This is a genomic window from Streptomyces beigongshangae (assembly GCF_019710745.1).
Lineage (GTDB): Bacteria > Actinomycetota > Actinomycetes > Streptomycetales > Streptomycetaceae > Streptomyces > Streptomyces beigongshangae.
This window is the reverse complement of sequence record NZ_JAHKJW010000012.1, coordinates 143,747-167,004: the sequence shown is the minus strand read 5'-3', so window position 1 is coordinate 167,004 and position 23,258 is coordinate 143,747. Positions and strand designations below refer to the sequence as shown.

Genomic DNA, 23,258 nt, shown 5'->3' with positions numbered 1-23,258 from the left:
TCGGGGGTTCTTCAGGCGAGTTCGAGGGGGCCGCCCGTGAAGTAGCCCAGCAAGGGCTCCGCGGCCGCCCGCCGGGCCGGGGGATGGAAGGAGAGGGGGCGTACCGAGGCGGCGAGGTGCGCGGTGTCGAAGGAGCGGATGAAGTCCATGCCGCCGAGAAGCTCCAGGGCCCGCTGAGCGATCCGGACCAAGGCGTCCTGCGCGGAGTAGCGGGCCACCAGGACGCCCGCGACGGTCGCCTCGCCCGGCTCCTCGTCGCGTGCGGCGCGTGCGGCGCCCTCCAGCAACCCGAAGGCCGACTCGCACTCGACGACGAGGTCCGCCCGGTCCTCGGCGGATCCGGCCCCGCGCTCCAGCAGGCGCTGCACCAGGGCGCTGGTCGCCCCGGCGTACCCGGCGGAGATCAGCAGCTCGAACCATGCGAATCCGGCCGTCTGCAGATCGTCCAGCCTGTGCGGATCGTCCGCGGCGGTCCGCACCACGAGTTCCTCGGGGACGAAGACGTCCGCCAGCCGGACCTCGTCGCTCTCCGCTCCCGCCAGGACCTCGTTGCCCCAGAACGGGTGAACCGACAGCCCCGGAGAGGACGCGGGGACCAGGGCCACGGCCAGCTCGGGCGTCCCGTCCCCGCCCGGCACCGCGATGCTCGCGGTGAGCAGATCCATGGAGCGCGACAGACTGCACGGCTTCTTCGCGCCCGTGAGGACGTAGCCACCGTCGACCGGGCGCGCGGTGACCGACGGTGTCAGCACGTTCGCCCGGGTCCGCCCCTCCGCCCAGCCGGAGGCCATCAGCCTCTGCCCGGGGACCACGGCGCGCAGCAGGTCCACCTGGGCGTCGGTGAGGCGTCCGCGTTCCGCGGCCAGCGCGTACAGCATCGCCGCGGTGAAGTGGTGCATCGTGGCGGCGGCCGCCAGCGAGGGAGACAGCGAGCCGATCGCTCGCTGGACCCGGATCGCGGTGAGTGGATCGGCGCCCTGCCCACCGTAGTCGCCGGGCACCAGCAGCCCGACGCCGCCGCATGCGCGGAAGAGCTTGATCACCGGGCTGCCGGGCCGCTCCCGCTCGGCGTACGGCACCTCTTCCAGGGCCTTGACCAGTCCGGGATGGTGGTGCTCGCACACCGCGCGCGCGAAGTCCAGGGACCGCACGGGGAACCTCCGTTCAGCTGTCGCCGTGAGGGGATGTCAGGTGCCGAAGACGGCCTGGCGTGGGCTGATGCCGCCGGCGATGCTGACGCCCTGCAGGTGCGAGGTGCGCAGCATCGGGTAGTTGGCCTCGCCGAAGGCGCCGCCGGTCAGGCCGGTGCCGCCGTGGCTGGGCAGGCAGGGCACGAACCCGATGTGGGAGTCGTTGACCTTCAGCAGGCCGCCGTTGCCCACCCGCCCCACGAAGTCGTCGATCACCTGGCTGGACCGCGCCCACAGGGAGTTGCGCAGGCCGTAGGGGTTGGCGTTGACGAAGTCGATGAAGCTGTCCAGGAGTTGCGCGTCGGCTGCGGGTTCGGGCACCACGACGGGGATCAGCGGGAAGAAGGTCTCCTCCCGCACCAGGTCGTAGGAGCGGGCGTCGGCCAGCCCGTCGATGCGCACCACCGTGGGCTGGAGGAAGACGCCGGTGTCCGAGGGGGTGCCGTCCAGCTCCGTGCGCCGTCCGCCGGTGACGAGCTGCGCCCCCTTGTCGAGTGCCTGCCCCAGCAGTGCGAAGAAGCGTTCGCTGCGCCGCACCGGGGACAGCAGCACGTCCTCGTCCTCGGGGTGGCCCGGTCGGATCGAGGCGACCTGTTCCCTGACGCGGGAGAGCAGTTCGTCGGCGACCAGCGGGTGGACCAGGACGCAGTTGGGCACCATGCATATCTGGCCGGAGCCGTAGAACGCCTCGGTGACGGCCTGCGCCGCCCAGTCGACGTCGGCGTCGGACCAGACCACGATCGTGTCGTTGCCGGCCAGCTCCAGGATGGGCTTCTTGCCGTGGGCCACGCAGTCCTGCTCGAAGCGCAGGCCCTCCGCGCTGCCGCCGATGTAGAAGATGTCGTCGACGAGCGGACTGGCCACCCAGCGGTCCAGTGTCTGCTTGGGATTGCCGCACACCGCGTTGAGCGTTCCCGGCGGAGCGCCCGCCTCGTCGAGCAGCGGGGCCACCACCTCCCGCAGCAGCCACATGGTGCTCAACGCGATGCTGCGGGGCGCGCGGACCACGACCGCGTTGCCCGCCATGAGGACGAGGACCGCGAGGGCCGCGCTGGACATCGGCGCGTTCTGCGGGGGGTTGAAGGCCACGACGCCGTCCGGCCGGCGCCGGACGATCAACTGCCGGCCGCCCTGCCGGAACTCGGTGTGCATCTGCCGCCGGCACCAGTCGAGGGTCTCCTCACTGAAGATCTGCAGCAGGCCGCTCAGCTCCCAGCGCGCGAGTTTCATGGGATGCGACTCGACCACCAGCATGTCCAGGAAGGTCTCCTGCTGCCGTACCAGCTCCTCCCGGAAGCGATGGCCGAGCTGCATGCGCCGGTCCAGCGGTACGGACGCCCAGCCGGGGGCGGCGGACGCGGCGGCCTCGGTGGCCAGATCGATCTGAGCACCCCCGGCGACGGCGCAGCGGCCCACGACGTACGGATGGTGCGCGGCATCGGAGTCCGGGTCGCGTTCCAGGGAGCGCTTGAGGCCGATGCTGGTGAAGACGTCCTCCAGGAGGGAGCGGCCGCTGACGGTGTAGACCCAGCCCTCGCCTTCGACGTCCTTTCCGGCGATCAGGAGCGGATGGCTGAGCAGCGGCCGATCGCGCGGGGGGTGGCCGGGTGCCGTGTCTGAGGTCGGGTCCACCGTGGGGCTTCCTCCCTGCTCCGGGACGCCTGTCGTGCGGTGCGGGCCTGCCGGGCGGCTCATCGCAGCGCCGCCGTGAGCCACTCGCGCAGTTGGCGGGGCGGCATGCCGGCGACTTCACCGACGGCCGCGGCGACATCCTTGTCGCCGCCGTGGGCGAGGAATTTCTCCCGCGTCAGTTCGGCGTGGTGGGCGCGGGTGTGAGGGCCGGCGGCGCCGAGCGGAATCAGTCTTTCCGCGCTGTGGGTACGCCCGCCGGCCAGCCGTACCGTCACCCGTGCGCCCGTGGCCTTGGTGGCGCCGCTGAAGTCGGGGGCACGGTGCCCGGCGGCGGCGTCGGCGGCGATCGCCGCCAGCCGGAGTCCGGCGAAGTCGCGCAGCCAGGGGACGGCCGCGTCTCCGGCATGCCGCACCGCTTCCCCGAACGGTGCCTCGGAGGCGAACAGAGCACGGGTGAACGCCTCGTCGTGCACGAGACGTACGCGCCGCGCGACCTGCCAGCGCTCCCGCTCCCGCACCCGGGGGGCGGTGAGGTCGGCGACCGTCAGTTCACCGGTGAGCAGAGCCGTGGCCACCGGATAGGGGGTGTGCAGCACGAGGGCTCCGGGCGGAGCGTCCGGACCCGTGACATAGCGCTCGGCCGTCCGGCCGGCCAGCAGTGTGTACAGCGAGGTCTCCACGACGACCTCGGCGATGTCGTCGGGACGGGGGGAGCCCAGCTCGTGATGGAGGTCGGCCGCGCAGTCGACGGCGGCGTCGATGCCGGGCCCGCCGGGATGCATCTTGAACGAGAGCGTCTCGGTGTGCCAGCGGGTGCCGAGCGCGGCGTTCACCGCGGTGGGAAGCGGTACGGTCGCGAAGTGGGCCAGGAATCCGTCGGGGTGCTCCATGATGTCCGCGGGCCCGCTCAGACCGGCCCGGGCGGCGTCACAGGCGTCCATCGCCGTACGGACGGGGGTGAGGGAGTTGAACAGCCTGCCGTCGCTTGCCAGGAAGGCACGCATCAGCGGCCGGTTCGGCATCGCGAAGGCCAGGCCCAGGGCGGCGACCCACAGGGAGCGGTCGGCGCCCTCGCAGTGCAGCCTGCCGCACACCGCGCCGGCCAGATGGGTGTGCACGGCGCTGTGACCGCGCAGCGGGCCGAGCGTGGCTGCGGCGGTGACCCGGGCGGCGCACTCGTTGGCCGCCACCACCGAGGTCATCAGTGCCTCCCCGGAGAGCCCGAGCGCGTGGGCGAAGGCGACCGGCACTGCGACGGTGGAGTTGGACAGGTGCCCGGCGTACGCGGTGTCGTCGAGGTTCAGCCAGGATCCGAGCCCGGACAGGACACCGGCCGAGGCCCGCGCGTCCGGCTGGAACGGCGGACCGAACGCATCGGTCATCCGGCGCCCGAGCGGATGGGCCGCGCCCGCGCGGATGGACGCGAGCTGGGACAGCAGCTGGCTGCCGGCCAGATCCCGCACCCGGTCCGGGATGTCCTCGGCGCGCAGCTCGGCCGCCCAGTGGCACAGATCCTCAAGGACGGTCGGCATGGGCCCTCCCGGGACCGGTGGCCGCTCCGGACGCACACCACACGGGCAACGCGTGCGGGAGGACCTCCAGGGTCATGCGGTCCCAGCGTTCCTGCTGGAGTTCGCCGTCGTGTTCGAACACCAGTGGCCTGCCGTCGAGGCGCTCCACCGTGATGCGCCGTCCCCGGCCGTAGTGGACTCCCGGACGGCCCAGGTGCTCTCCGTCCCGGGTCAGCTCCGGGACGTCCGCGGGGGCCACCTCGTCGCCGATGACGCAGACGTCGAGCAGCCCGTCGTCGAGTTCGGACCGTGGCAGCAGCAGGTACTGGCCGCCGCGGTGGCGGCCACCGCCGACATTGGCGAGCACCGTGCCGCCCTCGTGCAGGACGGTTCCGTCCACGGTCACGCGCCCTGGGTACGGGACGAAGGCCTCGGCGGTCTCGCGGTACGCACGCCGGTACCGGGCGTGGCCGGTCAGCGGCAGGGTCCGCGCGGTCGCCAGGGCCTGCGCGACGAGCCCGGAGCAGGCACCGAGCAGCACCGGCGCACCGGTCTGCGCCAGTCGGGCGAGGTCCAGACGGCGCACCACGGCACGGTCCCCGTCGCCCGTGAGGACGGCCGACAGCGCCTCCTGCCAGGGCCGCACGCCCCACAGCGCGCGGTAACCCGAGTTGCCGGTGCCGAGCGGGACGATGAACAGGGCTGCCGACGGTGTGCGCCCCGCCTCGGTCAGGCCTTCGGCGACCTCGCGTACGGTGCCGTCGCCGCCGACGGCGATCACCAGATCGAGGTCCGGCCGTGCGCCGGAGCCGTGCAGGACGTCGCGTACGGTCGCGGTCGCCTCGCCGCGGCCGCCCGTCAGCCGCACCTCGACCGGGGCCGGCCGAACGCGACACAGCTCGGTGAGTTCCGTCAGATGGGTTTCCTGGAAGGTGCCTGCGGTCGGATTGGCGACGATGAGGGCACCGCGCGGCGGCCGGGTACCCCGAGCCGGCACGGTCAAATCCGTCGGACTGTGAGTGGTCATGCCGTCCTCGTACTCAGCGGAAAAGAGATACTGAAATGCGTCGGGGCATTCGGGGATCGATTGCAGACCATGGAAAGAACGGCGGACACCGCGGAGATCGGCCACAGCGGCGATGCGGCTGCGCTGCAATGTGCCAGGACTCTTTCCATGGCCAGTGACATGGCGGAGAGGGCAGGATTCGAACCTGCGTGGGCGTGAACCCAACCATGAGCAGCGCTCCGGTTCCCGATAAGCCACTCCGGGCACCTCTCCTCGTTCCCGGCCCGGTTCCCCGAGCCGTTCACGTGAACGACTCTACCGGGCCCTCTCTGATACGCCTCTGACGCCTCGCTGACGTGCCATCAAAGACTGCTCCCGCCCTTTCGGTCACGGCACTTCGGTGTTTTACTCGTCGAATCGCCGTCTCTCCGAGAAGGGAGCGCGCATATGTCTGCACCAACTGCCGTCCACCCCGTTCTGCACGCGGTCCGCACGCATTCACTCGCGGAGAACCCGAGTGCCTTCCTGGCCCTCAACAGAGGGAACAGCGTCTTTACGGTCCCGGGTACGGACGGTGTGATCGTCCATCGGCGCGCCGGACGCCACGTGGTCCAGTTCGGCGGACCGTTCGCGGGTCCGGACTCCTACGGGACGCTGCTGGAGCGGTTCGTGGAGCACATCAGGGACCGTTGTCTGCGGCTTGTCGGCGTGCAGTTGCAACGCACCGACGCCGAGCGGTACGCGGCGGCCGGCTTCACCGTCAACCAGATCGGGGCGTCGTGGGCGGTCGGCCTCCCCGACTTCAGCCTCCGGGGCACCCGTTTCATGCAGTTGCGCAACAAGATCTCCCGTGCTGTGCGCAGCGGACTGCAGGTCAAGGAGGTGATCGCCGACGACTGGTACGACGCGCTGGCACGGATAGACAGCGCGTGGCTGGGGTCCAAGGGGGAGCACGCCCGCCCCCTGGAGTTCCTGGTGGGTGAGGTCGGGGGCGAGTTCCAGGCGCACCGGCGGCTGTTCCTCGGCACCATCGACGGGTCCCCGGTCGGCTACATCTCGTATTCCCCGGTCTACGGCAGCCGGGCCGGCTGGATGCACGACCTGAGCCGGCGGGTGCCGGACGGCTCGCCAGGGCTCATGGAGGCCATCAACGCGCACGCCGTCGAGGAGTTCCGGGCGGAGGGCGTCCAGTGGCTCCATTTCGGTTTCACGCCCTTCACCGGTCTCGACCCGCAGCACGAACTCCCCGGTCACAGCCCGTCCTTCCAGTGGCTGATGCACTGCCTGTGGGCACAGGGCGAGCAGCTGTATCCGGCGCAGTCGCAACTGGCCTACAAACAGAAATGGGCACCGGACCTGGTGATCCCGGAGTACGTCGCCTTCGACGGCCAGGCGTCCCTCTCCTCCTTCGCCCATGTCTTCCGTGCCTGCAATGCTTTTTGAGGAGGGATTCATGAACGAGGAAGCGACAGCGCGCCAGGACACGGGCGGCCTCGACGCGATGAGGCTGTCCCTGGTCGATTACCTCATGCGCATCATCCAGGCACCCGACGACGAAGGGCTCGCGCGGCAGGCGGACACCGTGCTGCGCGACCTCGACGCCCGGCCGAACTGAACACCGGACGTCGAACGCGAGATGAGGAGAGCACAGCAGATGCAGTCTCGACAGCCTACGGCAGCGTCCGCCACCTTCACCGAGCTGTTGAAACAGGTGAAGGACGAGGGGCTGCTGGATCTCGATCCGCGCTACTACGCCGGCCGGCTGGCGCTGAACACCGGGCTCCTGGTCAGCGGTCTGGTGGCCTTCTTCCTGATCGGCGACTCCTGGTGGCAGATGCTCGTCGCGCTGTGGATGGGGTTGTGTGGCGCCCAGAGCGGATTCATGTGGCATGACGCGGGCCACAAAGCCATGTTCCGCAACAAGAAGGCCGCCTCCGCCGTCGGCTACATCCACGCCAACTTCGTCAACGGTGTCAGTTACGGGTGGTGGGTCAACCACCACAACAAGCACCACAGCAATCCGAACCACCTGGGCCTCGATCCCGACATCGGTCGGCGGACGGCCATCTTCCACGTCAAGCAGTACGCCAGTCGTCGGCGTGTTCAGCGTTTCATCGTGCGTCACCAGGCGGTTCTCTTCTTCGTGCTGCTGGTGCTGGAAGCGTTCAAGATGCAGAAGACCTCGGCGCGGTCGATCGCGGCTGGGAACTCCAAGCGGCCGGTGCTGGAGTCGGCACTGATTCTCGCCCGGGCGGTCGTCTACCTGACGTGCGTCTTCGTCGTGCTGTCGCCCCTGCAGGCGGTCTGCTTCGTCGTGGTGCAGCAGGTATCGATGGGGATCTACATCGGACTGCTCTTCGCGCCGAACCACAAGGGAATGGAGGTCCGCGACGGTGAGACGGAGACTCTGGACTGGCTGGCCCGCCAGGTGCTCACCTCCCGGAACATACGCCCCTCCTGGTACATCGATTTTCTCTACGGCGGACTCAACTACCAGGTGGAGCACCATCTGTTCCCCGCAATGCCCCAGAAGAGTCTGCCGCGGGCACGGGAGTTGACCCGCGCGTACTGCGCGGAGCGCGGACTGCCGTACCACGAGGTCGGCTTCTGGACCTCCTATCGGGAGGTGGCCTCGTATCTGCACGAGGTCAGCGAGCCCATCCGCCGCGGCGAACTCGACCAGGCCGAGCACCGCGCGGCCGCCTGAGCCCGGGTTTCGCCCCCGGAGCCGGCCGCGGCCCGGTGGGTCACCCATGATGCGGCGACCCCGTACCCGGAGGCCATGGACGAGGACCAGGCGTATCGGGCGACGGACCTGCTCGTGGGCGCGAAGACCCGGGCCGCGGTGCAGCAGGCGGTGTTCCTCGCGGCGGCCGGCCTGCTCGGTCCGCAAGGGGTCAGGCCGCCTCCGCGGCCGGTTCCGTGGTGTCGAGGACATGGGCACCCGGGCCTGGATCCACCGGCGGGCAGCCGGGCAGTTCGGCGGTGGCCCGGCAGCCGTCGGGAATTTCGGCGCGGGCGGTCAGGCCGCCGGACGCGGTCCGTTCCCAGTCCAGCGAGACGGTTCCGTAGGGGGTCTCGTGGCGGGTATTCGCCAGTGCCCCGTACCGGGTGGCGTCCCCGTCCTTGCCCAGGTCCGCCGGCCGCCATGAGGGCGAGGCGGCGTGCGGAGTGGGCGAGGTAGGCGGTGGCGACGAGGTAGCGGTCGGTGCGGCCGGCCGCGGGGTCGTCGGGCGGGGCCGCCGGGTCGAGCCGGTCCCCCAGCTGCACGCCGGTGTCCCAGGGCCGGGTGGGTCCGGCGAGGCGTTCCACCAGGTCGACCCACGCCTTCGCCATCGGGGAGTGGAGGCCCAGCTGACCCAGGTCGCCGTAGCGCCGGTAGAGCGTCCACGGGTGAGCACCCCGGCGTCGCCCCAGGCGGGCATCGGCGCCCTCATGGTCGAGGGCGCCGGCACCCCCACCGACACGATCGTCCCCGGCGCCGAACCCGTACCCCTGCCACCGGGCCGGAGCCGCACCCGGCAGCGGCCGTGACCGGCCCGCGTCCCGGGCGGCTCCCGGACAGCCGTGCCCGCTGTCAGGCGCCCGGCCCGCGCGGGCCGTCCGGCAGGCGCAGGGGGTTCGGGACGGGCCGGTAGCGGGCGGCCGCGCCGTCCGCACCCGTCCAGCGCAGCAGCAGGTTGGTCTTGCCGGGCAGGGTCGGCGCGCCGAGGAGGTCCGCCACCTCGGGCAGTTCCGGGGCGTAGCGCGCCAGCTCGCGCCGCGCGGGCTCCCACGGGTCCAGTCGCGGGTACCGTTCCCGCAGCGCCTCCGCGATCTCCAGGAGGTTGTTCACGACCAGGCAGTACACCAGCCGTTCCCAGCCGGCCGCGCGGGTCACGTCCGGCAGCAGCTTCACGCCCTCCGCGTCGCGGAACAGGGCCCGCACGGGCGTCCCCGCCCCGTCCACGGCCACCACCGTGTTCTGCAGATGCGCCTCCAGGACGACCCCGTGCCGGGCGAACACCTCCAGCACGGGCGGCACGACGTGGCGCAGGTACGCCGTCCACCAGGCGGCCGGATCGGCGAGGGTGTCCAGGGGGTTGCCGTCGAAGCCCGCCGCGTCCTCCGTCAGGGCGGCCGCCAGCAGGGGGGTCGTACCGGGTGCCACGTGCCCGCCCGTGCCGTCGCGCACGAGGACGGCCAGTTCCTCGAAGGCGAAGTCCGCCGTGCGGTAGCCGCGGTCGCCGAGCCAGGCCGCGCCGCCGTCCAGGGTGCGGAAGGCCGACGTCACCGCGGCGTCCGTACGGCGCAGGGCGAGGAGGTCGTGACGCCACAGACGGCGGATGTCGTTGGTGATGCGGACGTCGAGGCTGAACTTCAGGAAGAGGTCGGCGCCGGGGACGTACAGGGTGCGGATCGCCGCCGTGGGCCACGCGGACCACGGGGAGGGGCCGAGGTGGACGAGGCGGCCGTCGGCGAACGCCGCGCGGAGGTACGGGCGGGCGCCGAGGAGGGCGAGCTGCCAGGGGTGGGCGGGGAGGAGGCGGTAGCCGTCGGGGGCCGCGCCGAGGGCGTCCAGGGCTCCGGTGGCGCCGGTCTGCGCGCAGACGTCCTCGCGCAGACCGAGCAGCACGAGCGGGAACTCGGCGTACGACTCCGGGGCGTACGGGAGCCAGCCGGCGGCCGGGCCGCCGCCGCGAGCCTTGGGAGCGGGGTGGTGGGGGTGTCCCGTGATCAGGGACTGCTCGGAGCGCCGGTACGGATCGGCCGGCGGGGCCGTGCCCGCGCGGGCCGCCAGGACGGCCGCCACCACGTCGCGGCTGTGGGTCATCTCGGCGGGCAGCTCGGAGTTGGACAGGCCGGTGTGCAGGCGCAGTTCCTCCGCGGCGAGTTCCACCAGCCCGGCGTGGCCGAGGGGCTGCCAGGTGCCGTCGGCGAACAGCTCCGGGTCACGGGGCCTGCGTCCGTCGCGCACCCGCAGCAGCCGCCCCCCGGCCGGCAACCGGTACACCCGGCGCCCGCCCGGCCCACCCGATCCGTCTGATCCGTCCGATCCGTCCGGGTCCGGCGGACCCGCTCCGGGTTCGCCGATCTCCCGCAGCAGACAATTGAGCAGCGGAGCGGAGGCGTAGGCGTCGGCTGCTTCGGCGACGCGGTCACCGGGCCGTACGGGCTGCGGGGGGTGCAGGGAATGCAGGGGGTGCATGAGATCCACGCGATCCGTTCGTCGTCCACGGTGCACTCGCGCTCAGTATGTCCGGATGTCCGGCGTCGTGTCCGGCCGCGACGGCGCCCCCTCACCCTAGGAGTCCTCTGTGCACCCTCCCCACCCCCCGGCCGAGACCGAGGCCGCCCTGGCCGCCGGGCTGCGCGCCGTGCGCCCCGCCCTGCTGGCCCCGTACGGGGCCGCGCTCCCGGACGCACGCGCGGCCGTGCTGTCCCGGTTGTGGCGCGGGCTCGCCCATGAGCCGCTGCCGTGGGTGACGCACCGCCCGGCCGGGCGCGACGGCCTGACGCTCGCGCTGGCCGACGGCCGCCGGCTGCACGGGCCCCGCCCCGACCCGTACGCGACGGGCACAGCCGTCCCGGAGGTCGAGCTGGACGGGGTGGCGTACGACCACCCCGCGGCGCTGATGGCGGCGCTCGGTCTTCCGCACGCCCGGTCCTTCGCCGCGGAACTCGCGCACAGCGTCGCCTCGCTGGCCCTGTCCCGGGCCGGCCAGGTCCCGTCGGCCGGTCCCCGCACCCTCTGGGAGTGGGAACAGCGGGTCGTCGACGGGCACCCCTTCCATCCCAACTGCCGTGCGCGGCCCGGCTTCTCGGTGGCCGAGCAGCTGGCGTACGCCCCGGAGCACCGGCCGGTGGTCGAGCTGGGCACGGTCGCCGTACGGGAGGAGGACTGCCGGTCGACGGGCGCGTGGCCGTACCGGGAGGCGGGGCGGCTGCTGATCCCCGTGCATCCGTGGCAGGCACGGCACGTGCTGAAGGGCGAGTACCCCGTCGCAGCCGGTGCGGCCGCTCATCCCCTGATGTCCCTGCGCACCCTGGCCGTGCCGGGCGGGACGCACCTCAAGACCGCGCTCAGCGCCCGGCTGACCTCGTCCGTGCGGGACATCTCGGTGTACTCGATCACGTCGGCCGCCACGGTGTCGGCGTTCATGGAGTCGATGGCCGCCCGCCTGGGCGGGCTGCTGCACATCACGCGGACGCTCGGCGCGGTCACCGCCGGCACTCCGGACCTGGCCGCCGTCTCACGGGAGTCCCCCGACCTGTACGCGGGGACGGGTGAGCGGGTCGTCCCGGTCGCCGCTCTCGCGGCGGGCGTCCAGCCCTTGTCCCCCGCCCGGCTCGCGGAGTTCAGCAGACTCGCGCTCACCGTGGGGCTGCGCCTGCTGGAGCTGGGCGTCGCCCTGGAGGCCCACGGACAGAACCTGCTCGTGGTGCTCTCCCCCGCCGGGGATCCGGTACGGCTCGTCTACCGCGATCTGGCGGACATCCGGATCAGCCCGGCCCGCCTCGCCCGGCACGGCATCCCCGTCCCGGACCTGGCGGGCCGTATCGTCACCGACGACGAGTCGGTCCTGCGCGGCAAGCTCTTCGGCTCGCTCGTCGCGGGCGCGCTGGCGGCGACGGCGGGTTCGGCGACCGCGCTGCGCGAGGCGCTGTCCGCGGCGGCACCGGACCTGCCGCGCACCGCGGACCTGACGGCGTTGCTGCACGAGCCCCTGCCGGCGAAGGCGCTGACGCTGATGCGGCTGTCGCCCGAGCGGCCCGGCGACCTCTGGGCACACCTGCCGAACCCCCTGGCCGGGGAGTTCCCGTGAAGGCCGTCCGGGCCTCGTCCTTCTCGGGGCACGTCCGTGTGATGCCGGGTGCCGGACGGTTGTGGCTGAGCGCGCAGTTCCCCGCGCCCCTTCGGGACGCGGGGACGTCAGAGGGCTCAGGAGTGGCGCAGGGCCTTGGCCAGGGGGCCCTCGCCCGTTGCCTCGACGTGGCCCTCGCGTACCGCCGTCAGGAGGTTCAGGTCACCCCGGGCCAGTGCCGCGCAGGCCCCGGGGCCGAGGGTCAGGCGGGCGTCGGGGGCCTCGGGGGCGGGGCCCTCCCCGTACACCGGGCCGGTCCCCGTGCCGAGGCGTACGTGGAACGTGCCCTCGTCCAGGTGCACCTGGACGACCCCGTCGCCCAGCCCCGCCAGCGACCGCAGCAGCGGCAGCGCGAACCAGTGGGCGCGCACCGCGTCGGTGGGGCGGCGCTCCGCCAGCAGGGGCGCGCCCCACTCGCCCAGCGCCTGGAGCACGGGCAGCAGCGCACGGCCGCGGTCCGTGAGTTCGTACACGTGGGCCGCGCCCGGCGGGGGCAGCCGGCGGCGTGTCACCAGGCCGTCCCGTTCCATGTCCTTGAGGCGGGAGGCCAGCACGTCCGTGCTCACACCGGGCAGGTCGGCGTGCAGGTCGGTGTAGCGGCGCGGACCGGCGAGCAGCTCGCGGACGATCAGGAGGGTCCAGCGGTCACCGACGGCGTCGAGCGCCCGGGCAGCGGAACAGTACTGGTCGTAGCTTCGGCGAGGTGACATGCGACGCAGTCTAGACAACTTGTTGGACTTTCCAAGCGACTACTTGGTAAAACCAAGCAACGTCACAACCTGGAGGTGCGCACCGCATGGAGTTCCGGCAGTCGAGCAAGCTCAGCGAGGTCTGTTACGAGATCCGGGGCCCGGTCATCGAGCAGGCGAACGCGCTGGAGGAGGCGGGCCACAGCGTCCTGCGCCTCAACACCGGCAACCCCGCGCTCTTCGGCTTCGAGGCACCGGCGGAGATCCTCCAGGACATGATCCGGATGCTCCCGCAGGCACACGGCTACACGGACTCCCGCGGCGTCCTCTCGGCCCGCCGGGCCGTGGCGCAGCGCTACCAGGAGCGCGGCCTCGAAGTCGGCGTGGACGACGTCTTCCTGGGCAACGGCGTCTCCGAGCTGGTCTCGATGGCCGTCCAGGCGCTCGTCGAGGACGGCGACGAAGTCCTCGTCCCCGCCCCGGACTTCCCGCTCTGGACGGCGGTGACGACGCTCGCGGGCGGCAAGGCCGTGCACTACCTGTGCGACGAACAGGCCGAGTGGTACCCGGACCTGGACGACATGGCGTCGAAGATCACGGACCGCACGAAGGCCGTCGTCATCATCAACCCGAACAACCCCACCGGCGCGGTCTACCCCAAGGAGATCGTCGAGGGCATCCTCGACCTGGCCCGCCGGCACGGCCTGATGGTGTTCGCCGACGAGATCTACGACCAGATCCTGTACGACGGCGCCGTGCACCACTCGGCCGCCGCGCTCGCCCCCGACCTGGTGGTCCTCACCTTCTGCGGTCTGTCGAAGACGTACCGCGTGGCGGGGTTCCGCTCCGGCTGGCTGGTCGTGACCGGCCCGCGCCAGCACGCGAAGAACTACCTGGAGGGCCTCACCATGCTGGCCTCCATGCGGCTGTGCGCCAACGTGCCCGCCCAGTACGCCATCCAGGCCGCGCTCGGCGGCCGGCAGTCCATCCACGAACTCACCGCGCCCGGTGGCCGGCTGCACGAACAGCGTGACGTCGCGTGGAAGAAGCTGAACGAGATCCCCGGTGTCTCGTGCGTGAAGCCCAAGGGCGCGCTGTACGCGTTCGCGCGCCTCGACCCCTCGGTGCACAAGATCCACGACGACGAGAAGTTCGTGCTCGACCTGCTGCTGCGCGAGAAGATCCAGGTGGTCCAGGGCACCGGGTTCAACTGGCCCCGCCCCGACCACTTCCGCATCCTCACCCTCCCGTACGCCGACGACCTCGACGCGGCGATCAGCCGGATCGGGCGGTTCCTGAGCGGCTACCGGCAGTAGGCGGCGAGGGGATGTCGGACCCGGGCCGTAGTCTTCGGTGAACGGGTCCGCCGGTCGCCGTCGCCGCCTGCGGGCAGCGGGGCCGGGTCCGCCGTGGCCCGGGAGGAGCCCCGGAGGAACCCGAACCCGGAGGAAGGAGCGCCCCGTGACCCGACCGCCGACCGCCGCACAGCGGCGCGTCATCGACGCCGCCGAACCCGTGACGGGGCGCCTCAGGGGCGCGCAGAGCCAGCTCGCGGCGCTGGTACGGCACGGTCTGGCCTTCCGGCATCCGCGTCCGCCGCACGACCACTTCCTCACTCCGGCGGGCCACCGGGTGCGCGAGGGGACGCCGGACGGGCCGGAGGATGCCGCGGGAGCCGCCTCCGCGTTCCCCGGTCCCCCCGCCGCCGTCCGTGACACCTCCGGGGTGTTCGCCGCGCGGGTCGGCGGCGAGGAGGCCGCCGCCGACGGGGCCTCGCGCACGCGGGAGGTGCGCAGCGCCTGGCAGGGGCTGCTGGAGCTGCGGCGGATGACCAACACGGGCGGCGCCGTGGACCGGCCCTGCGCGTGGGAGCGTACGCATCTGGTGCAGGCGGCGGCTCTGGCGCTGGAGGCGGCGGGGCGCCGTCCGGCGGGAGCCGGCGCCGGTGCCGCGGGGTACCGGGTGCGTGCGACGCCCCAGCCGGAGGCCGTCGCCGTGCGCGAGCCGGACGCGGAGGCGCTGAGGGAGTGCGCGGCGACGCTGGAGGAGGCGGGCTGGCAGGTCGGCGAGCACACGGAGCCGCGCTCGGGGGCGCGGTACCTGCTGGCTTCGCCCCGGCGGGTGTGAGGGCCCGCGGCGCCGCATCGCACGAGGAGGGAGCCGCGCCCGGCCCGCGCCCGGCCCGCCCGGGTGGGGCGGGGCGGGCCGGGCGGGACTCACCCCAGCGGGTTCAGCAGATCGGCGTCGTTCTCGAAGGCGAAGAGCAGCAGGTCCGTCATCGTGAACGCGCCCCTGCGATGGGAGGGAAGGCTCGGGCGCCACCCCGGGTGCTTCACGATCGACGTGCGGCTGCCCTCCATCGCGCGGTGGAAGACCTCGGCTACGAGCCTGCCGCCCACACCGGTGAGCCGGCCGGGGTGGCGCTCGTTCACCTCGGCCTCGCGCAGGACGTAGAACCACAGCGGGGTGTGCGCCACCAGGAGCCTGCGCTCCTCGGCGGTCAGCCCGTCGAGCACGGCGCCGCCGGCGCCCCGCAGGATCTGGTCCTCGGTCAGCGGCGCGACACGCATCTGCGCGGCCAGTTGCGGCCCGGTGGCCAGCTCGACCATGGCTGCCCGGGTGAGGTTGCGGAACGCGAGATTGCGCTGGACCGGCGGCGGGGCGGGACGACCGCGGCCGTCGAACGTGCCGGTGGGCAGCGCGGCCAGCGGGTCGACGAGCAGGGTGTCGATGCGCTTGGCGCGGTTGAACTCGGCCTCGGGCACGACGAGATCGTCCCGGCCCGCCTCGCCGAAGTCGAAGAGCCTGCGGAAGTCGGCGATCCAGTTGCTGGGCAGCCGCAGGTTGGCCCCCGCGTTCGGGTCGTCGAGGTCGCTCAGGTCGTTCGGGTCGTCCGGGTTCCCCGGAGTGAGGTTGCCCGCCGTGCCGCTGAACCGGAACAGCAGACCGAGCGTGGCGGGCCCGCCCCGTCCCCCGGTACGGAAGACCCTGTTCCACTGGTAGGTGGTCCGCACCATGCTGTGCCCGAACCGGTAGGCGGCGACGGAGAACTCGATGGGCATCGTCGGCAGGTCGCCCGGCCGGGACCGCCCCGGCACCTCGAAGTGCCGGCGGCCGCGGGTGAAAACGCTCTCGACGATCTCCGGGTCGACGATCCGCGGCAGGAAGTCCGTGCGCAGCATCCACTGGTAGTGCTTGACCACGGTGTCGCGGGCGGCGCGGAAGAGGCGGGACTCGGGCACCCCGCGCTCGGCCAGCCGGTCGACGACGCGGTTGTGGAAGCGGATGAAGGCCAGGTGCAGCTGGCCGACGGCGAGGTTCTCGTCGTTGCGCGGGTCCGGGATCAGCGGGGCCCGCCGGTCGGCGCGGGTGCCGCCCGCGGTCTCCCCCGCCCGGGGGAGGTCGAACCCCTCCTGGTCGATCTTGACGGGCGGGACATCCGACGGGAAGTCCGATCCCAGCGACGTACCCGTCTTGAGGTGGCCGTCGGGCTCGTAGAAGCGCGCGCTGCCGGCGTGGTCCGGGCCCATGCCGTACAGCGAGTCGAGGTCGAGGGCGGGGCTGCGCCCCTGCAACAGCTCCTCGACCGGGACCGGTTCGCCCAGGCCGACCCGTGTCCTGTCGAGAGTCAGGTCATGGTCGACGAACTGCCCGAGATAGGTGAAGCCCGCCGGCACCGGGGTACCGGGCGGGCCCGAGTCCGGGTCGTCCCCGCCCTGTCCTACGGCGGTCATGGCCTCGGCGAGCCGGGCGCGCAGGCCCTCGTCGAGCTGTACGCCCTTGTCCTTGCTCAACCTGGAGAAGCGGAAGGCCAGTTGCTGCTCGGCCGCGGTCGGTACGCGCGCGACCGACCGCCCCTTCTCGAACTCCAGGATCCGGCCCTCGTCGACGACGTAGTAGGTCTCGCGATGGTGTCGGTGCACGATGTGCTCCGTTTCTCGTCCCCCGTGCCCCGCGGCCGGTCCCCACCGGTCGCGGAGAGGTCATCCCCATATGACCTTGTACCTCTGCAACGCACCACGCATGGGCGATAGTTCCCGCATAGGAGTGCTAATTCCGCCATTGTCTTCTATTGCCGAAAAGTACCTCACGCCCCATCCGTCACACGCCGCGAACGGCACACGCGAGGGACGGGTGTGTGCGAGGAACGGGTGTACGCGACCCGCGATCTCTGGTAGGAAACTTTCCTAACAGTACGGACGACGGTACGGAAGAACGACATCCACCCCACTGGAGGTCCCGTGCACACCCCCCACGTACGCTCCTCGCGCCGCACCCTCCTCGCGCTGATCGGAGCATCCCTGGTGGCAGGACCCGCCGTTGCGGCCGCCGGCCCCGCGAACGCCGCGGCCACCGGGCTCGACGACCCGGCGAAGAAGGAGATCGCCATGAAGCTCGTCTCCAGTGCGGAGAACTCCTCGCTGGACTGGAAGGCCCAGTACGGGTACATCGAGGACATCCGCGACGGCCGCGGGTACACCGCCGGCATCATCGGGTTCTGCTCGGGCACGGGCGACATGCTCGACCTGGTCGAGCTGTACACCCGGCGCCGGCCCGGCAACGCGCTGGCCGGCTACCTGCCCGCCCTGCGCCGCGTCGACGGCACCGACTCGCACGAGGGTCTCGACCCCGGCTACCCGGACGCCTGGCGCCGAGCCGCCCGGGACAATGCCTTCGAACAGGCCCAGAACGACGAGCGCGACCGCGTCTACTTCGACCCCGCCGTGCGGCGGGGCAAGGCGGACGGCCTCGGCACGCTCGGCCAGTTCGCGTACTACGACGCCGTCGTCATGCACGGCGACGGCGGCGACCGCACGAGTTTCGGCAGCATCCGCGGGCTGGCGCTGGACCGGGCCAGGCCCCCGGCCCAGGGCGGCGACGAGGTGACGTACCTGCACGCCTTCCTGGACGCCCGCGTCTGGGCGATGAAGCAGGAGGCCGCCCACGAGGACACCACGCGCGTGGACACCGCCCAGCGGGTCTTCCTCAGGAACCGCAACCTGAACCTGGACCCGCCGCTGGACTGGCAGGTCTACGGGGACAGTTACCACATCGGCTGAGGACACCGCCGTCCGGACGCCCGAGCGGCCGGAGCACCGAACGGCCGGAGCACCGAACGACCGGAGCACCGAACGACCGGCAGGCCGGAGTTCCCGGTGGGGCGGGGTCAGGCCCGCGCGGCGATCCGCGCGAGGCGCCGGGCCTCGTCCCGCGTGGAGCGGGCGACGGCGTCCTCGTCGACGTGCAGCAGACGGCCGTCCTCGACGATCTGCACACCGTTCACGAAGGAGGCGGTGACCGGCGCGGCGGCGCCGAGGACGAGGGCGGCCACCGGATCGGCGATCGACGCGTGGGCCAGGGTGTCCAGCTTCCACAGCACCAGGTCGGCGAGCTTGCCCGGTTCCAGGGAGCCGATCTCCGCCGCCCGGCCGAGGACCCGGGCTCCGCCGTACGTGCCGAGCCGCAGCGCCTGGCGGGCGGTCAGCGCGGCCTCGCGGTGGGCGCCGAGGCGGTTGACGAGCAGCGCGTTGCGCAGTTCGGTGTGCAGTTCGCCGGACTCGTTCGACGCCGCGCCGTCAACACCCAGGCCGACCGGGACGCCGGCCGCGAGCAGGTCCGGGACGCGTGCGATCCCGGCCGCCAGCCGCGCGTTGGAGGAGGGGCAGTGGGCCACCCCCGTGCCCGTACGGGCGAAGGCGGCGATGTCGGAGTCGTCCATGTGGACGCAGTGCGCCATCCACACGTCCTCGCCGAGCCAGCCGGTCGACGCGAAGTAGTCGGTCGGGCCCATGCCGAACAGTTCCTCGCAGAACTGCTCCTCCTCGACCGTCTCCGAGCCGTGGGTGTGCAGCCGTACGCCCTTGTGCCGGGCCAACTCGGCTGCCCGCTTCATGAGTTCGGTCGACACGGAGAACGGTGAGCAGGGGGCCACGGCCACCTGGGTCATGGCGCCGAAGGAGGCGTCGTGGTGTTCGTCGACGGTCGCCCCGGTGGCGGCGAGGGCGTCTTCGAGGGTCTCGACGGCGAAGTCCGGCGGCAGTCCGCCGTCCTTCTCGCCGCGGTCCATGGAGCCGCGGGCCAGGGTGAAGCGGACGCCCGTCTCCCGTGCGGCGCGGATGATCGGGCCCGACAGGTCGCCGGAACCCTTCGGGAAGACGTAGTGGTGGTCCACGGCGGTGGTGACCCCGCCGCGGGCCAGCACGCCGAGGGAGCCCTGGGCCGCCGCGTAGGTCATCCGCTCGTCGATGCGCGCCCAGGTCGGGTACAGGGCGGTGAGCCAGTCGAAGAGGTTGTGGTCCGTGGCGAGGCCGCGGGTGAGCCACTGGTAGAAGTGGTGGTGGGTGTTGACCAGGCCCGGGGTGACGAGGTGGCCGGTCGCGTCGATCCGGCGTACGACGTCCGCCAGGCCCTCGGGGGCCCGGCCCGGGCCGAGCGACTCTATGCGGTCGCCCGCCAGGACGAGGTGGCCCGGGCTGTACTCGGTGTCGTCCGCGTCCACGGTCGCCACCGAGCAGTTCTCTATGACGATGCGTCGGTCTGCGACGAGGCGTCGGTCTGCGGCCATGGTTCGTCCTTCTGCTGTCGGAGGGGGAGCCGTGCGGCGGAAGCCCTGCGGCGGAGCCGTGCGGAGGCAGTGCGCCGGAGATCGTCAGAGGCCGGTTCGGACGCCGGTTCAGGGGCCGGTGAGGTCCACCGGGATGCGCGCCTCGCGGCCGTCCCGCAGGACCGTGGCCTCGATCAGGCCGTACGGCCGGTCGGCGGCGAAGTACACCTCGTTGTCGTTCTCCAGGCCGAAGGGCGCCAGGTCGACGAGGAAGTGGTGCTTGTTCGGCAGCGAGAGGCGTACCTCGTCGATCTCCTCGCGGCGCTCGATGACGCGTGCCCCCATCCGGTACAGGGTCTGCTGCAACGACAGCGAGTACGTCCGCGCGAATGCCTGGAGCAGGTGCCCGCGCACCTGCTCGTACGACGTGTCCCAGTCGGGCATCCGCTGTGCGCCGCCGGTCCAGCCGAACCGCCAGCGTGCGGAGACCTCGGTGGCGAGGACGCGGTCGTACGCCTCGTCGAGCGTCGTGTACTCGTCCTTGACGTAACCCCGGAACTCGGAGTCCGTCGAGTTCAGCACCACCAGGTCCTCAAGGCCGGACACGACCTCCCACGAGGAGCCGTCGTACGTGATCTGCGCCAGGCGGGTCTCCCGGCCCTTGCGGACGAAGGAGTGTTCCGGCCGCTCGGCGCGGGTGGGTTCCGCGCCGGCGGATCGGACATCGGCGGATCCCGCGCCGGCGGATCCCGTATCTCCCGTATCTCCCGTATCCACGGATGCCGTATCGGTCCCGGAGGCTCCGATGCGCTCCCAGGCGTACTCCTCGATGCGGACGCGCGCGGCCCTGATCGGCTCCTGCGAGGTCACGAAGTGCCGGGCCAGGTGGATGCCGAACTGCTCGGCGGACTCGATGCCGTGCTCCTTGGCGAAGGCGTACACCGTGTTCCTGGCGGTGTCCGTCGGCAGGACGTTCGCGTTGGAACCCGAGTAGTGGGCCTCCTCCATGTCACCGCTCAGGGCGACGGAGACGTTCAGGTCCTTGATGTGGTGGGTGGCGCCGTCGCGGGTGATCCTGACGACGCGGCTCTCGGCCTTGCCGTACTGGTTCTGGGCCAGCACCGCCGGGCGGGCGGGACGGGAAGGAGTGGTCATGCCTGCCAGCTCCCTCGGTATACGGAGTAGCCGAACGGGTTGAGCAGCAGCGGTACGTGGTAATGCTCGCCGGGACCGACGGCGAAGGTGACCGTCACCTCGGGGAAGAACGCCCGCGCGGCACCGCTGTCCCGGGGCGCGGGGCCGTCCTGCCGCGCAGCGGCCCGCTCCTGCTCGAAGTACGCCTCGTGGTACGCCCCGAAGTAGGCCTCGACGGCGAAGTCGAGCCGTACGTGCGTGGTGCCCTCCGGCAGGGCCGGCAGGTCCTTGCACCGCCCCTCCGCGTCGGTCGCGGAGCCGCCCAGCACCTGCCAGTCGTCCCCCTGCCCCTCCCGGGCGGACCCGCCACCGCGGGCCGCGAGGCGGACGGCGACGTCCGCGGCGGGACGGCCCGCACTGGTGTCCAGGACGTGCGTGGACACGGAAGCGGTGGTGTCGGTGCTCATACGGGGGCGTCCTCTTCGACGAGTCGGGCGAGCCGGATGCGGTTGATCCTGCCCAGTTCGGTGCGCGCGATCTCCCGCTCCCGCTCCGGCGTGTTGCCGATCCGCTCCTTGACCGCGTCGCGCATCCGCTCGCCGGTGAGGCCGGTCGCGCAGATCAGGAAGACATGGCCGAACCTCTCCTGGTACTCCAGGTTCAACTGCAGTGTCTCCGCCCTGAGTTCGGCAGGGACGTCCGTCATGCCGCGCTGTTCGCGGGACGAGACCGGGTCGCCCGGCGCGGGCCGTCCGATCGGCGGATGCCCGGCCAGCGCCTCCGCCAGGTCGGCGTCGGTCAGGCCGGCCGTGACGGCGTCGCTCCACGCGAGGAGTTCGTCCGCGGTGGCGTAAGGGCGCCGGGCGAGCAGTCCGCCCACCCATGCCGTCGAGGTGCACAGCTCGCGGAGGGCCGCGTGGGCCGCGCGCTCCTCCACAGCGTTGAACCGGGCGAGGCCGCCGGTTGTCGTGCTCGACGTCACGGGGTGCCTCCGATGCCTTGTGCTGGACGGCTGGACGGCTGCGGTCAGCTAACGCCCCCGGAAACACCGCGTCAACACTTTGTTGAAAAATCCGGGCGGCAGACCCGGCGAACGGAAGGGAAGGGAAGGGGACGGAATCGTAGTTGCGGCCGCTTGTCAGCCGCTCAGATGCCCTTCTCGCGGTTCAGGTAGTTGTAGATGGTGAACCGGCTGACCCCGAGGGCGACCGCGACGGTCTCCACGCCGTGCCGCACGGAGAAGGCTCCGCGCACTTCGAGCATCCGTACGACTTCCTGCTTGGCCTTGCGGTCCAACTCGGCCAGGGACTTGCCGTGTTCGCGTTCCAGGGCGGCCAGGATGCGGTCCAGCGAGTCGGCGAGCCGGGGCAGCCGGACGGCCATGACGTCCGCGCCCTCCCAGGAGAGCACGACGTCGTCGGGTCCGGCCTGGCCGGGCGACAGCATCTCAGCACCCATGGCGTCGACGAGCGGCTTGACGGCCGAGATGAAGGGGTCCTCCGCCGATTCGGTCACCGCTCCCCCTGCCCGATCACGTTGATCTGCAGGGAGACCCGGGTGGCGCCGGCGTCCAGGGCATTGCGCAGCAGCGCGTCGACCGCCGTGAGCACCGGATCCGCCCCGCCCTCAGCGGTGTTGCCGAACGGGCCGACCTCCACCGCGTCCAGCTCGGCAGACTCCAGGACCTCGCGGGCGGCCAGCGCGTGCGGCGGCACCTCGTCGAGGTCGAACGGCTCCGTCGTGAACTCCACCCTCAACCGCACCGCGCCCCCATGGCATCGCTCCGACCCGTGTCTCCCGACGGCCGCGACCCGGCCCGGCCGGCCGCAAGGCGACCCTAGCCCACCGGGGAGCCGCCTTCCGGCCACCGACGGGCCCCTCCCCCGCTCGGGTGCCTTCCGCGCCGACCCCTCTTGACAAGGTCCGCCCGCGCGGACAGCCCTTCCATAAGATGGAGAAAAACTTCCATTATACGGAATCAATCATCGAACCGGCCACGGAGCCACTCGTCACGGAGGGAGCGTCCACCCTCATGCCAGGTCTCTCGGCGGAGGCAGCCGCAGCGCACCGCTTCGACGTCAACCTGTCGATCCTCTTCACGGAACTCCCCCTGCTGGAGCGCCCCGCGGCCGCCGCCGCGGCGGGCTTCACCGCGGTCGAGCTCTGGTGGCCCTGGCCCGGCTCCCCCACCACCGGCCGGCCGAGCCGGACGCTCCGAGGACGGCGATCGAGGACGCGGGCGTACGGCTCACGGGCCTGAACCTCTACGCCGGACGGCTGCCGGGCCCGGACCGGGGCGCGCTGTCGATCCCCGGGGAGGAGTCCGAGCGGTTCCGCGCGAACATCGACGTGGCGGCGGACTTCGCGGGATCGCTGGGCTGCGGAGCCCTCAACGCCCTGTACGGCAACCGCGTCGACGGCGTCGACCTGGAGGCGGCCCTCGACGTCCTGAACGGCGGGCTCACCGGCTCGACCGTGCTGACGCGCAAGAGGGACGACTTCCCTGACCGCGACTTCGGGCCGGGCTTCCGGATCGACCTGCACCACAAGGACATGGGCATTGTCACGGACGCCGCCCGCGGGCGGCGTGGTCGCCCAGCTCGTCGCCTCCCTGCGCGCCCGGGGGGGGACGGCGGCCTGGACCACTCCGCCCCGCTGCGCGCGGTCGAACGCCTCTCCGGCACCCGGGTCTGACGCCCTCCCCCGG

General features: G+C 72.2%; 22 protein-coding genes and 3 pseudogenes. 9 read left to right on the top strand and 16 right to left on the bottom strand.

Features of this window, described 5'->3' with window-relative positions:
• Positions 1 to 11: 11 nt before the first annotated feature.
• The 5 genes and pseudogenes from KM933_RS12175 to KM933_RS12155 all read right to left on the bottom strand — a co-directional run bounded on the left by KM933_RS12175 (position 12) and on the right by KM933_RS12155 (position 5,612).
• A complete protein-coding gene (locus tag KM933_RS12175; RefSeq protein WP_221351178.1) occupies positions 12 to 1,151 on the bottom strand; it encodes an acyl-CoA dehydrogenase family protein in 1,140 nt (379 codons plus the stop codon).
• 36 nt (positions 1,152 to 1,187) lie between these two features.
• Positions 1,188 to 2,822 (bottom strand): aldehyde dehydrogenase family protein, encoded by a 1,635-nt coding sequence (locus KM933_RS12170; RefSeq protein WP_308013360.1) that lies wholly within the window; start codon positions 2,820 to 2,822, stop codon positions 1,188 to 1,190.
• A gap of 59 nt (positions 2,823 to 2,881) precedes the next feature.
• Positions 2,882 to 4,354, bottom strand: coding sequence for an MmgE/PrpD family protein (locus tag KM933_RS12165; RefSeq protein ID WP_221351174.1), 1,473 nt, complete (start codon positions 4,352 to 4,354; stop codon positions 2,882 to 2,884).
• A complete protein-coding gene (locus tag KM933_RS12160; protein WP_221351172.1) occupies positions 4,338 to 5,360 on the bottom strand; it encodes a diacylglycerol/lipid kinase family protein in 1,023 nt (340 codons plus the stop codon). Before KM933_RS12160 ends, KM933_RS12165 begins: the two co-directional genes overlap by 17 nt.
• Positions 5,361 to 5,520: 160 nt before the next feature.
• Positions 5,521 to 5,612: pseudogene (locus tag KM933_RS12155) on the bottom strand.
• Between the two features lie 174 nt (positions 5,613 to 5,786).
• Here KM933_RS12155 and KM933_RS12150 point away from each other — a divergent pair.
• From KM933_RS12150 to KM933_RS12140, 3 genes are read left to right on the top strand one after another with little or no spacing between them, the layout of a single operon-like run.
• Positions 5,787 to 6,782 (top strand): DUF2156 domain-containing protein, encoded by a 996-nt coding sequence (locus tag KM933_RS12150; protein WP_221351170.1) that lies wholly within the window; start codon positions 5,787 to 5,789, stop codon positions 6,780 to 6,782.
• Between the two features lie 10 nt (positions 6,783 to 6,792).
• Positions 6,793 to 6,954, top strand: a complete 162-nt coding sequence (locus KM933_RS12145) for a hypothetical protein (RefSeq protein WP_221351168.1) — start codon at positions 6,793 to 6,795, stop codon at positions 6,952 to 6,954.
• 39 nt (positions 6,955 to 6,993) lie between these two features.
• Positions 6,994 to 8,046, top strand: a complete 1,053-nt coding sequence (locus KM933_RS12140) for a fatty acid desaturase family protein (RefSeq protein WP_260333406.1) — start codon at positions 6,994 to 6,996, stop codon at positions 8,044 to 8,046.
• 190 nt (positions 8,047 to 8,236) lie between these two features.
• On the opposite strand, the gene KM933_RS39240 is transcribed toward KM933_RS12140, so the two are convergent.
• Both KM933_RS39240 and KM933_RS39235 read right to left on the bottom strand, forming a co-directional pair.
• Complete coding sequence (locus tag KM933_RS39240; protein WP_260333429.1) at positions 8,237 to 8,437, bottom strand: alpha-L-rhamnosidase C-terminal domain-containing protein; 201 nt, start codon at positions 8,435 to 8,437, stop codon at positions 8,237 to 8,239.
• A 103-nt stretch (positions 8,438 to 8,540) separates the two neighbouring features.
• Positions 8,541 to 8,675 (bottom strand): annotated as a pseudogene (locus KM933_RS39235) (hypothetical protein); the annotation flags it as partial.
• A gap of 57 nt (positions 8,676 to 8,732) precedes the next feature.
• On the opposite strand from KM933_RS39235, the gene KM933_RS39230 reads away from it, so the two are divergent.
• A complete protein-coding gene (locus KM933_RS39230; RefSeq protein WP_260333405.1) occupies positions 8,733 to 8,873 on the top strand; it encodes a hypothetical protein in 141 nt (46 codons plus the stop codon).
• 43 nt (positions 8,874 to 8,916) lie between these two features.
• Here KM933_RS39230 and KM933_RS12130 read toward each other — a convergent pair whose 3' ends face one another.
• Complete coding sequence (locus KM933_RS12130) at positions 8,917 to 10,527, bottom strand: IucA/IucC family protein (RefSeq protein ID WP_221351162.1); 1,611 nt, start codon at positions 10,525 to 10,527, stop codon at positions 8,917 to 8,919.
• Positions 10,528 to 10,636: 109 nt separating this feature from the next.
• On the opposite strand from KM933_RS12130, the gene KM933_RS12125 reads away from it, so the two are divergent.
• Positions 10,637 to 12,145 carry an IucA/IucC family protein gene (locus KM933_RS12125; protein WP_221351160.1) on the top strand — a complete coding sequence of 503 codons (1,509 nt, stop codon included), beginning with the start codon at positions 10,637 to 10,639 and terminating at the stop codon, positions 12,143 to 12,145.
• A 116-nt stretch (positions 12,146 to 12,261) separates the two neighbouring features.
• Here the strand turns inward: KM933_RS12125 and KM933_RS12120 are convergent, their stop codons facing one another.
• Complete coding sequence (locus tag KM933_RS12120) at positions 12,262 to 12,894, bottom strand: winged helix-turn-helix transcriptional regulator (RefSeq protein WP_221351158.1); 633 nt, start codon at positions 12,892 to 12,894, stop codon at positions 12,262 to 12,264.
• Between the two features lie 86 nt (positions 12,895 to 12,980).
• On the opposite strand from KM933_RS12120, the gene KM933_RS12115 reads away from it, so the two are divergent.
• Positions 12,981 to 14,189: a pyridoxal phosphate-dependent aminotransferase gene (locus KM933_RS12115; protein WP_221351156.1), complete on the top strand. Its 1,209-nt coding sequence runs from the start codon at positions 12,981 to 12,983 to the stop codon at positions 14,187 to 14,189.
• A 145-nt stretch (positions 14,190 to 14,334) separates the two neighbouring features.
• Complete coding sequence (locus KM933_RS12110; RefSeq protein ID WP_221351154.1) at positions 14,335 to 15,000, top strand: hypothetical protein; 666 nt, start codon at positions 14,335 to 14,337, stop codon at positions 14,998 to 15,000.
• Between the two features lie 89 nt (positions 15,001 to 15,089).
• On the opposite strand, the gene KM933_RS12105 is transcribed toward KM933_RS12110, so the two are convergent.
• The gene (locus KM933_RS12105; RefSeq protein WP_308013359.1) at positions 15,090 to 16,796 is read right to left on the bottom strand and encodes a peroxidase family protein; all 1,707 of its coding nucleotides are present in this window, start codon (positions 16,794 to 16,796) and stop codon (positions 15,090 to 15,092) included.
• A gap of 318 nt (positions 16,797 to 17,114) precedes the next feature.
• On the opposite strand from KM933_RS12105, the gene KM933_RS12100 reads away from it, so the two are divergent.
• Positions 17,115 to 17,933 (top strand): chitosanase, encoded by an 819-nt coding sequence (locus KM933_RS12100; protein ID WP_221351152.1) that lies wholly within the window; start codon positions 17,115 to 17,117, stop codon positions 17,931 to 17,933.
• 107 nt (positions 17,934 to 18,040) lie between these two features.
• Here KM933_RS12100 and KM933_RS12095 read toward each other — a convergent pair whose 3' ends face one another.
• The 6 genes from KM933_RS12095 to KM933_RS12070 form a co-directional block, all read right to left on the bottom strand.
• A complete protein-coding gene (locus tag KM933_RS12095) occupies positions 18,041 to 19,438 on the bottom strand; it encodes an 8-oxoguanine deaminase (RefSeq protein ID WP_221351150.1) in 1,398 nt (465 codons plus the stop codon).
• A gap of 108 nt (positions 19,439 to 19,546) precedes the next feature.
• On the bottom strand, positions 19,547 to 20,572 hold the full coding sequence (gene pucL, locus KM933_RS12090; RefSeq protein WP_221351148.1) for a factor-independent urate hydroxylase: 1,026 nt from the start codon (positions 20,570 to 20,572) through the stop codon (positions 19,547 to 19,549).
• The gene (gene uraH / locus KM933_RS12085) at positions 20,569 to 21,018 is read right to left on the bottom strand and encodes a hydroxyisourate hydrolase (RefSeq protein ID WP_221351146.1); all 450 of its coding nucleotides are present in this window, start codon (positions 21,016 to 21,018) and stop codon (positions 20,569 to 20,571) included. Before uraH ends, pucL begins: the two co-directional genes overlap by 4 nt.
• A complete protein-coding gene (uraD, locus tag KM933_RS12080) occupies positions 21,015 to 21,533 on the bottom strand; it encodes a 2-oxo-4-hydroxy-4-carboxy-5-ureidoimidazoline decarboxylase (protein WP_221351145.1) in 519 nt (172 codons plus the stop codon). Before uraD ends, uraH begins: the two co-directional genes overlap by 4 nt.
• Positions 21,534 to 21,697: 164 nt before the next feature.
• Positions 21,698 to 22,009, bottom strand: a complete 312-nt coding sequence (locus KM933_RS12075; protein ID WP_221351247.1) for a helix-turn-helix domain-containing protein — start codon at positions 22,007 to 22,009, stop codon at positions 21,698 to 21,700.
• Between the two features lie 53 nt (positions 22,010 to 22,062).
• Positions 22,063 to 22,314, bottom strand: a complete 252-nt coding sequence (locus tag KM933_RS12070; protein WP_221351143.1) for a thiamine-binding protein — start codon at positions 22,312 to 22,314, stop codon at positions 22,063 to 22,065.
• Positions 22,315 to 22,583: 269 nt separating this feature from the next.
• Here KM933_RS12070 and KM933_RS39225 point away from each other — a divergent pair.
• Positions 22,584 to 23,245, top strand: a pseudogene (locus KM933_RS39225) (NAD-binding protein).
• Positions 23,246 to 23,258 lie beyond the last annotated feature (13 nt).

Bases quoted from the DNA above. Each gene is read 5' to 3' on its own strand.
- KM933_RS12165 (WP_221351174.1), bottom strand. From the start codon at position 4,354: ATGCCGACCGTCCTTGAGGATCTGTGCCACTGGGCGGCCGAGCTGCGC.
- KM933_RS12120 (WP_221351158.1), bottom strand. From the start codon at position 12,894: ATGTCACCTCGCCGAAGCTACGACCAGTACTGTTCCGCTGCCCGGGCG.
- KM933_RS12160 (WP_221351172.1), bottom strand. From the start codon at position 5,360: ATGACCACTCACAGTCCGACGGATTTGACCGTGCCGGCTCGGGGTACC.
- KM933_RS12130 (WP_221351162.1), bottom strand. From the start codon at position 10,527: ATGCACCCCCTGCATTCCCTGCACCCCCCGCAGCCCGTACGGCCCGGT.
- KM933_RS12075 (WP_221351247.1), bottom strand. From the start codon at position 22,009: ATGGGTGCTGAGATGCTGTCGCCCGGCCAGGCCGGACCCGACGACGTC.
- KM933_RS12115 (WP_221351156.1), top strand. From the start codon at position 12,981: ATGGAGTTCCGGCAGTCGAGCAAGCTCAGCGAGGTCTGTTACGAGATC.
- uraH (WP_221351146.1), bottom strand. From the start codon at position 21,018: ATGAGCACCGACACCACCGCTTCCGTGTCCACGCACGTCCTGGACACC.
- pucL (WP_221351148.1), bottom strand. From the start codon at position 20,572: ATGACCACTCCTTCCCGTCCCGCCCGCCCGGCGGTGCTGGCCCAGAAC.
- KM933_RS12140 (WP_260333406.1), top strand. From the start codon at position 6,994: ATGCAGTCTCGACAGCCTACGGCAGCGTCCGCCACCTTCACCGAGCTG.
- KM933_RS12095 (WP_221351150.1), bottom strand. From the start codon at position 19,438: ATGGCCGCAGACCGACGCCTCGTCGCAGACCGACGCATCGTCATAGAG.
- KM933_RS12150 (WP_221351170.1), top strand. From the start codon at position 5,787: ATGTCTGCACCAACTGCCGTCCACCCCGTTCTGCACGCGGTCCGCACG.
- KM933_RS12145 (WP_221351168.1), top strand. From the start codon at position 6,793: ATGAACGAGGAAGCGACAGCGCGCCAGGACACGGGCGGCCTCGACGCG.